General features: G+C 59.9%; 9 protein-coding genes. 4 read left to right on the top strand and 5 right to left on the bottom strand.

Annotated elements, in window-relative coordinates; genetic code table 11:
- Positions 1-644: 644 nt before the first annotated feature.
- From ONB25_14300 to ONB25_14285, 4 genes are all read left to right on the top strand, one after another.
- Positions 645-1,919, top strand: coding sequence for a PQQ-binding-like beta-propeller repeat protein (locus ONB25_14300; GenBank protein MDZ7394056.1), 1,275 nt, complete (start codon positions 645-647; stop codon positions 1,917-1,919).
- Between the two features lie 124 nt (positions 1,920-2,043).
- Complete coding sequence (locus ONB25_14295) at positions 2,044-2,631, top strand: hypothetical protein (GenBank protein MDZ7394055.1); 588 nt, start codon at positions 2,044-2,046, stop codon at positions 2,629-2,631.
- Complete coding sequence (locus ONB25_14290) at positions 2,628-3,065, top strand: T9SS type A sorting domain-containing protein (GenBank protein ID MDZ7394054.1); 438 nt, start codon at positions 2,628-2,630, stop codon at positions 3,063-3,065. Before ONB25_14295 ends, ONB25_14290 begins: the two co-directional genes overlap by 4 nt.
- Positions 3,066-3,786: 721 nt before the next feature.
- Positions 3,787-4,395, top strand: coding sequence for an outer membrane beta-barrel protein (locus ONB25_14285; protein MDZ7394053.1), 609 nt, complete (start codon positions 3,787-3,789; stop codon positions 4,393-4,395).
- Positions 4,396-4,542: 147 nt separating this feature from the next.
- On the opposite strand, the gene ONB25_14280 is transcribed toward ONB25_14285, so the two are convergent.
- The 5 genes from ONB25_14280 to ONB25_14260 all read right to left on the bottom strand — a co-directional run.
- Entirely contained in the window at positions 4,543-5,451 is a 909-nt protein-coding gene (locus tag ONB25_14280) for a DUF72 domain-containing protein (GenBank protein MDZ7394052.1), read from the bottom strand.
- 23 nt (positions 5,452-5,474) lie between these two features.
- Complete coding sequence (locus ONB25_14275) at positions 5,475-7,748, bottom strand: DEAD/DEAH box helicase (GenBank protein ID MDZ7394051.1); 2,274 nt, start codon at positions 7,746-7,748, stop codon at positions 5,475-5,477.
- Positions 7,745-8,992, bottom strand: a complete 1,248-nt coding sequence (locus ONB25_14270; GenBank protein MDZ7394050.1) for a ribonuclease H-like domain-containing protein — start codon at positions 8,990-8,992, stop codon at positions 7,745-7,747. Before ONB25_14270 ends, ONB25_14275 begins: the two co-directional genes overlap by 4 nt.
- Positions 8,993-9,338: 346 nt before the next feature.
- Entirely contained in the window at positions 9,339-12,305 is a 2,967-nt protein-coding gene (locus ONB25_14265) for a DNA polymerase III subunit alpha (protein ID MDZ7394049.1), read from the bottom strand.
- A partial coding sequence (locus ONB25_14260; GenBank protein MDZ7394048.1) for a hypothetical protein occupies positions 12,305-13,159 on the bottom strand: 855 nt, incomplete at its 5' end. The genes ONB25_14260 and ONB25_14265, both read right to left, overlap by 1 nt.

Raw genomic sequence — 13,159 nt, 5'->3', positions numbered from 1 at the left:
TTGCCCATGGTTCCTGCCCCGCAAGGGTGTATTTAGGAAATTATTGCGAGGAATGCAAGCGAATTCTGGGGATTGCTGTGAATTCCGATGCTCCAGGCTGCCGCCGAGCGAAGCACCCTTCTCAGTGTCTTGGTATAGAACTGGTACCGAAGACGGGAGAGGGAGGGTACACGGTGTACAGCTAGGATAGACGGTTAGATTTGAGGCGTAGAAATTGGTTGAGAAGTTGAGCTTACTATCTCTGCACTTTCGAAAAACGCCTCAACACGTTGAGCCAACGAAAATGCTCAAACATCGCAATACCAGGAAGCCTGCAAAGATCACAAGCATGTGGATGAATTCATAGGAGGCTGATGCGTGTGCGCTCTCAATTTTGGGACAAAGAACGGATGCAGGGGCGCAAGACGCCGGGGGGACTTCGGGAGACTGGCAGCAACGTTTCTCCTCAAGTATTTGACTTACCCGCGTGTCTCTTGATATCGATTTTTGACACTTCCTAAGGGGTGGTAACGATCTACGGTCATCTACGGCCTCCGGCCAAGAAAGAGCTTGATCTGGGCTTGTTTTTTTTTATATTAAACACGAATCCGGGCAGCCTTCCTGTTGCTGCGTGGCACAAGGACTAGTTTCCGGAGGGAGGCCTTGTGAGGAGGGTTCTTTTGTTGCCGATTGTGCTCTCGTCAGGCATGCTTGTGTGGTGTGCCAGGGACAAGACTCCTTTGGGGCCGGTGGCAGCCCCTCGCGGGCCCGTGCAGCTTGAGATCCCCTGGCCGAGCCTTGCCAAGAGCCCGTGGCCGATGTTTCGGCATGATCCGCAGTTGTCGGGCAGGAGCCCGTATGTCGGGCCACGGAAGGGTAGGATAAAGTGGGCTTTCAAGCCCGGGGGCACCGTGTATTCGGCCATAGTGATAGGAGAGGACGGAGCTATCTTCTTTCCCTTTTGCAATGGCGGACCAGGCAACCGCAGCGGGCTTTACGCGCTAACTCCTACTGGGGAGGTTAAGTGGAAACTTCTGCTGGACTTGGACAATGAAGTGCAGCCATTAGTGACCGCAGACGGCACCATTGTATTGGTGGGGCACGCTGGGCCTCCGGACCGCCGCGTGCTATTGACTGTCGGTCAAGATGGGAGCCTGGAAGGCCAGTTCGATCTCCCTTGCGAGCTTTCCACGCTCCTCAACATAGGGGTGGACGGCACGCTGTACTGCGCCATGGGTGGCGACCTGAGCGCATTTACCAAGACAGGCCAGCTGCTGTGGAAGGTGAGCCCCAATGAGCCGGGAGGATACTTTGCCTTTCAGCCGGTGGCCATAGCGCCGGATGGTGGTACCCTCTACGTGTTTGAGAAACGCGCGGGGGGGTCCTCTGTCGCGCTCCGGGCCGTGGGGGTGGACGGCACAGACAAGTGGTCTTACCGGCTGCGAGGCACCCAGCGGAGCGACTTCTGCGGGGTTGACTGCTCAGGGCAGGTCTCCTTCGCCACCCACCCGCTCTCTCCAGCCGATACCTCAGGCCTGTATTGCCTCACACCCACGGGCGAGCTCCGGTGGCATTACCCGGAGTACCTTAGCGATGTGTTCCTCATAGACTGGAGCGGGTTCTATTACTTATCCTCTGGCTTGGGTGGGAGCAGTGTGCTCTCGGTGGACTGTGAGGGAGCTCTGCGGTGGAAGAAGCCCTTCGAAGCCGACCTGTCGGGATTTGTCTGCGACTGCGAGGGGGTCATATACTCATGCTCGGCAGCGGGGGTGAACGCGTTCAATAGCGCCGGGGAGTTGCTGTGGCATGTGCCCTACGGGATTGAGGCCAGGAGCACGACGCGCGTTTCCTGCCCTGCAATAGGGGCCGATGGGACTCTGTATGTCGGGACGTACTCGAACTACCCCTATTCCGAGAGTGTGGTCCTGGCCATTGAATAACCAATAACCAAGGAGGTGGCAAATAAATGCGCGGGAGCTCTGCGCAGTAATAGTGGTGGCCGCCTTGGCGGTAGGCCTGGGGCGGGCCCAGACTCCCCATAGTCTGCACCCGTGGGAGATCGTTATGCACACGAGGAACGGGACGGGATGGGTCACGTTCAGCATGGATGGGACCAGCGCTTACTTTTGGGAAGGGACCAGGACGGGCCAGCCCACGCGCTTGACCTCGGACAGTCGTTGGACCGACCCGGAAGACATTAGGATGCCGGGCAGCTACCAGAAGGATGACCATGGGTGGGACACCGATAACTACCCAGGCCGCGACCATGTTGTCGGCCGCGGATTGTATGTGATCACTGCCACTGAGGAGGAGGAGAAGGGAAGGGACGCCGGGCGGGCACAGGCTACCCTCACCGTCGAATGCTACGGGATTGACTGCAAGGGGGATGTGGTTGTAGAGTATGATTGTGCCGAAAACAAGTTCTACGTGGGTGGGCGAGAAACCACATGGCTCGACACTACGATAATCCGACCGGTCTTCAACCCACTCCGCCGCGAAACTTCACGTGCACCAATGCCCAGCAGACCGGAGCTCACCCTCACTTCACATGGTCTGCGCCGGAGGCACCCGAGGGTGTCAATTTCCGGTACAAGGTTTGGCGCAGACGCGGGACAGAGGCGTGGAAGGAGGTGGCTTCTGGCCTCACCGTGACGGAGTGGACGGACGAGGAGATGGAAATTGCCCCCGGGGGTCCCGACTTTTGGTACCGCGCCACGGCCAATGCGGGCAGTTCGCCTGAGTCGGACCCCTCCAATGAGGTGCGCGTCAACGGCTACTTGGGCAAGCGCGTGACGGGTGGGCCGACAGGGGAGGCGGGATTTTCTGGCTGTGCCGGGCTATGGGTCTATCCCAATCCCTGCAATCCTGTGACTACGGTGCGCTATGTGGCGCCTGAGGAGACTCAGGTGAAGGTGGGGCTCTATGATCTCGGCGGGCGGGAGGTGTTGCGTCTTGCCGAAGGTCGCCATGCGGCGGGTGAGTACCAGGCCGAATTAGATGGCCGGGCTGTGAGCTCGGGGGTCTACCTTGTGCGCATGGTGTACGGGGCTCAGGCACTCAGTGCCAAGGTCCTGGTGGTGCAATAGCTCTCCTTCGGCTGGGCTTTTCTGCCCCGCTTTTGTCGCCGGCCTCCAGAAAAGCCCGGTGACAGGAGCGGGGCGTTTTGTTTGCGCGAGTGCGCGTGGGCCGCGGCCCAGCTCTTCTGCTAAATTAGCAAGAAAGGTACCGATCTGCCGTCACCAGACAACAGTGATGGAAGTTTGTGACAGGGAAGCTACATGGGTGTACAGGGCATTAGGGGGTCAAGGTTTATGGGAGAGAAATTAGTTGAGGAGTTGAGATCAAATAGTGTTGAGATTTTCAGAATTTTGTAGTATAATCCCTCCAAGAAATGGAGAAAAAGGTAACTTACTACGACGTGATGAGGGGCGTGCGGAACATGTTTGACCTCCGATTGAGGATGGTAAAGCTTGCCACAGAGAGAGAAATTTTCCAGGCGTCTCGCCACTATGATACTACCTGGAATACGCTGCCAAAGTGGCTGAGACGGTACAGGGAACAAGGGCTTAGAGGACTTGAAGATCGTAGCAGGTCGCCAAAGCATATTCCCCATAAGACACCAAAAGCGATGGAGGTGGCCGCTGTCTGGGTTGGAAGGGGCCGACTTTCTCCTCGCGCTCTTTTCAGATTGGGTGAGGGCGACGCACTGTCTGCTGGCCCCTTGCCTTCTGGAAAACGCGCATACCCGGGAGGTTCAGAGGTTCCTCGGAAGCTTCAGAACGCGAACGAGTCTTTAAGGGAGGTTGAATGCAAAAGCTTGGATTTGCTATTCTGGTCGGGTGCCTGGTTATGACAACTGGGGCCGCCGCGCAGTTCGCGGTGGGACCTCATGTGGTCGTCTCAGTGCCTACCGGTTCTATGGCGGACGAGCTCAAGGGGGGCGAAGGCATTGGCGTTAAGGCCTTTTACACGCTGCGCGGGGTCCCGGCGTTCTCCTTTCGTGGCGACCTCGATTACCTCTCCTACAGCTCGCGCCTGGTGGGAGACTTTTATTACTATGCAGGTTCCTCGCGTGAGGAGGCCTTCCGCCTCACGCTCGGGCCGCAACTGGCAGTGGATGTGGGTCGGTTCCGCCTTTACGCCGCCGCATTGGGCGGCCTGTACCTGTTCCAGGACATCGTGGCCGTCACGGACGCCTGGGGGTTTGTCTATTCACAGAGCAAGACGAAGACCAGGTGGGAATGGAATGCCGGTGGCGGAGCCATGGTGGACATCGGCCTCGGACCGTGGGTGGATGTAGAGGTTCGGTATCACAGCGTGACCAACATGGTCTCGATGCGCGGCAACACCACGACCACGGAGTCGGACGGTCAGGACATCAGCGTGCATGTGGGTGTGGTGTTTTTCCTGCGGTAGTCAGTAAGACGCCACTTCCCCGATTGCTCGTCTTCCCCTTTCATGGCGCGGTTAAACCTGGCGGAGCAGCGTCCTCCCGGCAGTTGCATGGGAATGCCATGCATGTGGAGGCTGCAAGGGGTCCCTCTCTCCACTGGCTCGTAGCGCTCAGGTCAGCAGATTCTGCCGCAGAAGTTGGTCCAATTCGGTGATAGTGAGCGGTGCCGAGCCCTCGGCGCGGTTGTTGATGAGAATGTAGGCCGGTATCTTGCGCTCCATGGCCATCGCTGCCAGGCGCAGCACGTCCTGGCGCATGCGCGGCTGACGCTCCACTATCTTGTCATAGGGCTGGAACCGCTTGACCGCCTCTTCGTAGCGCACACCCAAGGGGGTCAGGACCCGGCAGACGATAAAGTCAGCGGTGACGGCGTCATAGCGGAGCTGCTCGCTGATGGGCGGCATGAAGCTCCAATGGTTAAACACGTGCGCCACATTGTGCTTGCGCAGCACCGCAAAGTACGCCGGCGCAAGAAAATTGCGATTGCGAATCTCGACGCTGTAGCGAAAATCCTTCGGGACCTGCGCGAAAAAGCCGTCCAGGCGTTCGGCAAAAGCATGGACCGACGGCATGTCCTCTCGCGAAAGGTAGCCGAACTCAAAAATGAACGGTCCGGTGAACTCGGCAAAGACCTTGCGGTATGGCTCCAGCACCTTGGTGACGAACTTTTCGACGCTGAGAAAGTTGGGGTTTTCTTTTCCCTTGTTGTCCCCATAGCGTGGGTGATTGGGGTAGCGCTTGACGGTGATCTCCTCCCAGACCTTTGAGCAGGTCTTGAAACCGGGGGGAAGCTGGCGCGCGTAGGCTGCCAATTGACCTGGGGAGGGCGGGCTGTAGAAAAACAGGTCCATTCCCACCGTGCTGAACCGCCCGTCGCGCGCATATTCGGCCAAGCACTCCTTCTTGAAGCGCTCAGGCGCATAGTTCTTGTGGTAGACAATCCCCTTCCACCCCTCATAGGTCCACGTGCTGGTGCCCCAGTGGACGTAACTCTTGTAGTCGCTTTCGCTGAAGGGCATAGCACCTCCCTTCGATGCCGGCCTTACTTTGCGATCCCCTTCTCTAACAGGCGCAACGCCTCGTTCTTTCCAGCCTTGCCAACCTCCAACGGCGGTCCAACGCACGAAGGACAGCCTGCTGAACACGGGCAGCGAGCAATGAGGTCGCGCGCAGCCGCCAAGAGGTCGACGTGCAGGTGAAAGAGTCGTCGACTCAGGCCCACGCCACCCGGGTGGCTCTCATAAAGGTACACGGTGGGCAGCTCGGAGAAGGGCGAGCGCACCATGGGTACTGCATGGAGGTCGCGCGGGTCACACAAGGCGAAGACCGGCGCCACATTGGCAAGCACGTTTGCCACTGCCTTGAGTGCGTCGGCCAGGGTAGCCTGGTCAAACCCCAGCGCTGCCAACTCCTCTGGTGCAATTTCCCACCAGTAGGCGGTGGTGTGCATCTCGAGCTCCGGCAGACTGATCTTGCCCCACCCAACGTTTTCGTGCGTGCCGAACTTGATCTTCTTGTAAATGGTGGGAATGGTTGTGACACTCACTTCACCCAGCGCCTTGTGTCCGCCTGGCACTGCTTCCTGGGCCTCGACCTCCAGCACCTTGATGTGCGTCTTTTCCTCAGCATCGGTGTAATGGTCCACGGCCACTTCATGCACATAGGCCTTGCGGCGCTCCCAGTCCAGCGTATCCACGTGGTATTGCCTACTCTCGTGCATGTAAATGGCCCCTTCATGCACCAGCATCGGCGCACTGAACTGGTCCACCTCGCCAATGACCCGTTCCCTGCCCTTCACGGTGGTGTCAATGATGACAAAGTTGCCGGTGGAAGCGCTGCGCAGGCTCACCTCTTCGGCGGGATAAATGTCGCTGGCCCAGTGGTACTTTCCTTCGCTGCGGTGCAGCACCTGGTTCTGCTCCAAGTATTCGAGGATCTTGCCCGTGGTCTCCACGCCAAACTGCTCGTGTTCCTCGAATGGAAGCTCGAAAGCTGCGCATTTGACGTGGCTCATGAGCACCAGCAGGTTGTTGGGGTCGATAATACCCGCCTCCGGCGGTTGTCCGAAAAAGTACTCGGGATGGTTGACGATGTACTGATCCAGGGGGGCACTTGAGGCCACCAGAATGGCCACCGAGGCATCGCGTCGGCGCCCGGCACGCCCAGCCTGCTGCCATGTGCTGGCGATGGTGCCGGGGTAGCCGACCATGATGCAGGCGTCCAGCTGGCCGATGTCGATGCCCAATTCCAGCGCATTGGTACTTACCACCCCGAGAATCTCGCCACTCCGCAGGCCCCGTTCGATTTCCCGCCGCTCGCTGGGAAGATAGCCGCCACGGTACCCCCGCACTCGCCCCTCTGGCTTGTGCAACTGCCGCATCGTCTCCTTGAGGTAGCTGAGCAGAATCTCCACCCGCAGACGGCTCCGCGCAAAAAGAATAGTCTGCACGTCCCCTGCCAAGAAGTAGCGGGCGATCCTCTGCGCCTCCCGTACAGATGAACGGCGGATGCCCAGCTCACGGTTTACCACTGGCGGATTGTACAGGATGAAGTGCTTTTCGCCACGCGGGGCACCGTTGTTGTCTACAAGCTCCACCTGCTCTTCGACAAGCCGTTCTGCAAGCTCCTTGGGGTTGGCCACGGTGGCCGAGCAGCAGACAAACTGCGGATTTGATCCGTAGAAGCGGCACACCCGTTTGAGCCGCCGGATGACGTTGGCCAAATGGCTGCCGAACACGCCCCGATAGTTGTGAATCTCGTCAATCACGACGTAGCGCAGATTCTCGAACAGGCGCAGCCACTTGGTGTGGTGAGGCAGGATGCCCTGGTGAAGCATGTCCGGGTTGGTTACGACGATGTGCCCTGAGGTGCGAATAGCCTGCCGCGCTGAGGCTGGCGTGTCCCCGTCAAAGGTGTAGGTCTTGATCTCCGCCCCCAGAATGGTGACCAGGTCGTGGAGCTCCGCCACCTGGTCTTGCGATAGGGCTTTCGTGGGGAAAAGGTACAGAGCCCGTGCCTCAGGTTGGCTGAGGACGGTGTTAAGCACAGGCAGGTTGTAGCAGAGGGTCTTCCCTGAGGCGGTGGGGGTGACCACCGCCACGTGGCGTCCGGCTGCCAGCGCCTGCAAGGCTGCCCCTTGATGACTGTAAAGCTGGCTGATACCCATCTGTTTTACCGCGGCAATCAGGCGCGGGTGAAGATGGGAAGGGAAATCCACATACTGCGCAGGCCTGGCAGGGAGCACTTGCCAATGGGTCACGTTGTCGCGGAACTCGGGGGTCTGTCGGAGAGTGTCCAGGATCTGACCGACGGTCATGGGAGCGGGTCCTTGAGCAAGTCATTTGGGCTGTGGAAGATGCCTCCCAGCTTGGAAAGCAAGCGCCGGCGGCGATGCAATAGCTCGGCGCGGAGCTCCCCGGCCTGCCATGTTTCACCGCCCAGCTCTTGCACTTCAAGCGTGTGCAACGCGCGGTCGACAAGTTCGATGGCCCGGTGGTATTGCCGGGCCCGATGTTCATAGTATTTGGCCAGCTCCACGAAGGGGAAAATGCCTCCCTTGCCCTTGGCTGCCATCTGCTCCCAAAGGGGCAATGCCTTGTCCCATTGGCCCAGACGTTTGTAGCAGAGGCTGAGGCGCACGAGGGCAGGCTCTGTGGTGCGGGCATCCAGGCCCTTGGCGTGTGCCATTTCGTAAAGGGCCGCGCTGCGCTCAAAGAGGCGAAGGTCTTCGTAGACGCGGCCTAGCGCCACAAGGTCACCGGCATGTCCAGCAAAGGTAGCGGGGTCGGCGTGCAAGGAGAGCAGCATTGCCGCCAGCTGCATGAGCGAGGTGATGTCCTGGCGATTGTGTTCGAACACCAATGGCATCTGCGCGGCGTCGCGCGTGCGCAGGTAGGAGAAGTAGATGCCGGGGATGAGCTCGCCCGGCACGTCGCGCTCGCGTGTTACACCCAGGAGCTCGGTTTCCACCGCGTTCAGCGTTAGGGTTTGCAAACGATCGCGCCACACCCGCCGCGCCGCGTGCAACAGGTCCAGATGCGGCAGGCGCTCCGGCGCAGGCATGCGCCGGAGGGCAAAGCGGGTCAGCAACAGGGGGTAGTCATAAGCCTTGCCGTTGTACGTCACAATGCCCTCGTACCCCTTAAGCTCCTGGTGTACCGCATGGAGCAGGGCGGGTTCCTCGTGCAGGTTCCGCATGAAGAACTGCTTCACCACCGCCTCGCCTTGGTCAAGGGCGCCGATGCCGACCAGAAAGCAGTAGGTCCCAGAGCCCCCAGCGAGGCCCGTGGTCTCGCAATCCAGAAAGGCGACCCGCCGCAAGTCAAGTGAACGCAAGCTTTCGTCTTTGCCCACCAGGTGAAGTAGTCCACAGGAAGCGCTGAGCACGGATGCACATGGCAGCGGCACACGCATGGTGGTGAGGAAGCAGGTGCCTACGGGTGTTCGATAGAGTTCGCCGCCCAGGTACTGCTCTATGTCATGACCTGAGGTCTGCCTCTCAGGGCGAACTGTGGGCAGGCTTAAGGAATCAATCCACCGTAGTTTTTCGAAAACGTCCATGCTCTCCCATGGGGCCCCGTTTGGTCAATGGCGTGTCACTCCTCGGTCCAGGGCCACCGAGTAGACGGGCACGTGGACTTCGGCATACCGCTCGTCCCTGGTGACAAAATGCAAAATTCCGGGCAATTTGTCAACCAGAATTTTGGTGCGAAATGAAACGCAGCGTGGGGGAACCTGGATGCAGAAGATGGGTGCCGCCATGTCGTCCAAACCCATAAGAACGGGTGCTTTCCTCCCCCATTGGAGCGTTGACCTCTGTTCGCTTGCACTCCAATCTCGGGCAAAAGGGGCTACGCCCTCACGTTTCTCCGTGTCGTTTCTGGTGGTCAAACTTTGCCATGTCTTTTCAGAGAAAGCGAACGTCGAATACATTGAGGGTCACTGCTCCGTATTCCTCCTGCACACGCCCACGGAGCACGTAGGGGCGGGTATCACTGATGATGCGGGCAAACTTTGCGTAGGCCTGCGGGAAAAAGACCGTTTCGTAAAGGGCGGTGGTATCCTCAAAGCTCATGAACTCCATCGGTTCGTCGCGCTTGGTGGAGACCACTTTGCCGGTGACCCACCAGCCGATGGTGGTGACAGTGCGCCCTGCGTAGCGAGGGAGGTCCTTTGCCAGCACATAGTCCAGTCGCTGGAGGCGCTCCTGGTAGAGCGTCAGCGGGTGACGACTGATGAGAAACCCCAGCGTCTCCATTTCGTGGCGGAGCACGGTGCGCTCGTCATAGTCTGGGATGTGCGGAATCGCAGGCGTGTCTTCATCGAACAGCCACATCACCTGGGCGGCACAGCGCCGTTTTGCGTGCGCCCAGTACTGCAGCCGCCACATGAGCTCAGGGCGCGACGCATGAGGTTCGACGCTGTCGAACGCACCGGCTTTGATGAGGAGGCGCACCTGGGCTAGGTCGATGTGCACCCGCTGGAGAAAATCGTCCAACGAACGGAATGGCCCCCGGGCGCGGGCGGCCAAAATCGCCGCAATGCTCTCCTCGGCCAGCCCTTTGATCTGCATCAGACCTACGCGGAGCTCTCGCCCTTTGCCCGTGTAGGCGCGCTCACTGCTGTTGATGTCCGGCAGCAGTACCTTAAGCCCCATCCGCCGCGCCTCGGAAACGTAGGCGAAGGTGGAGTAGTAGCCGCCCTGATTGGAGATGACGGCGGCCATGAACTCTGCCGGATAGTGGGCCCGCAGGTAGGCCGACTTGAACGACACCAGTGCGTAACTGGCGCTATGCGGTTTGCAAAACGAATAGCCCTCAAAACTCATGATCATCTGCCACACTGCGTCGATGGTGCGGCGCTCCACACCCTTTGCCAGCGCCCCACGGTAGAACTTGGCCTTCAGGTCGGCCAGCCGCTTGTGGCGATGCTTTTTGGACAAAATCTTGCGCAGCTCGTCTGCCTCTGCTGGGTCAAAATCGGCAAGGGCCATGGCCGTTTTGGCCACATCCTCCTGATAGACCATGATCCCGTAGGTCTCCTTGAGGATGTCGGCCAAGAGCGGATGCAGGGGCTTGTACGGCGCTCCTTTGAGCCTTGCCAAGTAGGCCTGGATGAAGACGTTGGCAGCTGGGCGAATGATGCTGGAGTGGATGACCAGGTGCTCGAAATCCCCGGTCTGCGCCTTCTTCTGCAACTGGCGCATGGCGGGCGACTCCACGTAAAAGACCCCTACGGTGTCGCCATTCTTGATGAGCTCCTGCGTCTTGGGGTCGTCGATAGGATTCCAGTCCTGGTAGCGAATCGCCACGCCATAATTCTGGCGGATGGCCTGGAGCGCGTCGCGAATCACAGCCAGGGAGCGATTGCCCAGGAGGTCGATCTTCACTAAGCCGGCCTCCTCGGTCTGGTCTTTTTCCCACTGGATGATGGTGACCCCTTTGGCAGCCCGCTGGCGTGGCACATAGTTATCGATGCAGTCAGGCACGATCACCACTCCGCCGCAGTGCACCGAGAGCTGCTTCGGCACACCATGGAGTCGCCTGGCCAAAGCGATGATCTCCGGCCAGGGGGGTGGTAGCTCTTGGCCCCGAAACAGGGGATGTGCCCCCATGAGCTCGACAAAATCCCCGGCAAACCAGAGGCGGGAAAACTTTTTGGTTACCCTGGTGATCTCCTCCTCCGGCAAGCCGTAGACCTTGGCAATTTCGTGCAGGGCGGCCCTGGCCTTGAAGCAGACGTGGTTGGCCACCATGGCGGCGCGCGCCTCACCGTAGGTGCGGAACACATAGTCCAAAACCTCGTCGCGTTCGTCCCAGGCGAAATCCACATCGATGTCCGGCGGATCTTTGCGTCCGACATTCAGAAAGCGCTCGAAGAAGAGGTTGTGCCGCAGGGGATCGACGTGGGTGATGCCCAAGCAGTAGGCGACCAGGCTGGCGGCTCCTGAGCCTCGGCCGCAGGTGCGCGGCGACTGTCGCACGATGTCGTGCACAACCAGAAAATAGTCCGCAAAGCCCTTCTGCTGGATGATGGCCAGCTCATGCTCTAAACGGGCACGCACAGGCTCGGTGATGGTCCCGTAGCGCCATGCCGCCCCCTCATAGCTCAGCTGACGCAGCCGCTGAAAGGCAGCCTCCCCATGGGGATTGGGAAAGATACACCCGGAGGCGTGCGGCACAAAGGTACACTGCTCGGCAATGCGCCGGGTGTTGGCAATTGCCTCTGGAAGATTAGGGAAGAGAGCCGCCATCTGGGCACGACTCTTGAACCAGGCCTGGGGATGGGCGCAGAGGACAGGGGAGAGACGGGACAGGGAGGTGTTGAGAGCGATGGCCCGCAGCAGGCGATGGATACCATAGCCCTCAGGCTCCACAAAGTGCACATCATTGGTGGCCACAAGAGGAATGCCGTGCTGTTTGGCAAAGGACACAAGAGGCGCGATCGCCTGGCCTGGGGCCAGCTCCACATAGAGGTCGGCCGTGCCAGAGTGACGTGCCACCTGCTCCAGGAGGGGAAGCGAGTGGCTGAGAACGACAAGACCCTCCCGGTCGGCAATGAGCTGGCCGGACAGGGAAAAGTCCTCCTGCAGATGGCGCGCCGAGAGGATATGGCAGAGCCGGCGGTAGCCCTGTGCGTCTTTGACCAAGAGCACAGCCTGGTGCTGGCCGGTGGTGACCTCCGCACCTACGATGGGCCGCACGCCATGGTCTTGCGCCTCGCGCACAAACCAGATGAGGCCGTAGAGGCCGTTAGTGTCGGTCAACGCCAGCGCGGGCATCCCCTGGCGCGCGGCAGCAGCACACAGCGCCTCGATGCTGTCCACGCCCGCCAGAAACGAGTAGTACGAATGGGTGTGTAAATGCACGAACATCACGTGCACCTCAGGGTACGGGCAAAGCGGATAGCGTCCTCACCAAAGCGACTGCGAATGCGATCGATCGCCTGCGTCAGGGCGGCGGCTTTGTTTGTGCCGCTCTCGGTAAAAAGTGGCAGCTGCCGCGGCCGCGTAGTGAGATCCAGCAACGCTACCGATAGGGAGCGCACCCGGGTGCGCCGGGTGAGGGTCTTGTCCAATAAGGCTTCAGCCGGGGGATAAAGCTCAAGTTCGAAATTCGAAGGCGCCGGGAGGCGCGAACGTCCGGATGCGGTGCGATAGTCGGAGTAAGAAATCTCCAGCTGGAGCGTCTGAGCAAGGAAGCGGTGGCGGCGCAAGGTGGGCGCTAGGTGTTCCAACAGCGTGTAGAGCACCGCCCGCAGGAGCTGGAGGTCATTGGTGTCCTCAGGCAGCACACGCGTGGCAGAAACCTGCGGCGCCTGCTCGGGTGGTTGCACAGGACGCGGATCAATACCGCGTGCGTTCTGATACAACACCAGGGCCTGCTGGCCGAACGCCACTGTCAACTGGGGCAAGGACAGTTGTTGCAGCTGGCGGACAACGTGAATGTTCAAGTCCAGCAGCTGCTCCTGGATCGGCTTGGTGACCGCTGGCAACAGACCCACGTGGAACGGGGCGATGAACGGAACCTCTTCGCCCTGAGGCACGCGTCGAAGCCCCGCCGGTTTGCTGACCGCCGCTGCCAATTTGCTCACCATCTTGTTGCAGGCAAGGCCCACCGACACGTCCAGCTGCAGGCGGCTCTTAATCTCCTTTTGCGCCCGCCAGGCGGTGTCGGTTGCCCCACCGAAGAGGCGCTGCGTAGAGGTGATATCAAGATAGGTGTGCCC

The sequence above is a fragment of the candidate division KSB1 bacterium genome (assembly GCA_034506335.1).
Classification (GTDB): domain Bacteria; phylum Zhuqueibacterota; class Zhuqueibacteria; order JANLFK01; family Oleimicrobiaceae; genus Oleimicrobium.
This window is presented reverse-complemented; position numbering and strand designations above follow the sequence as displayed.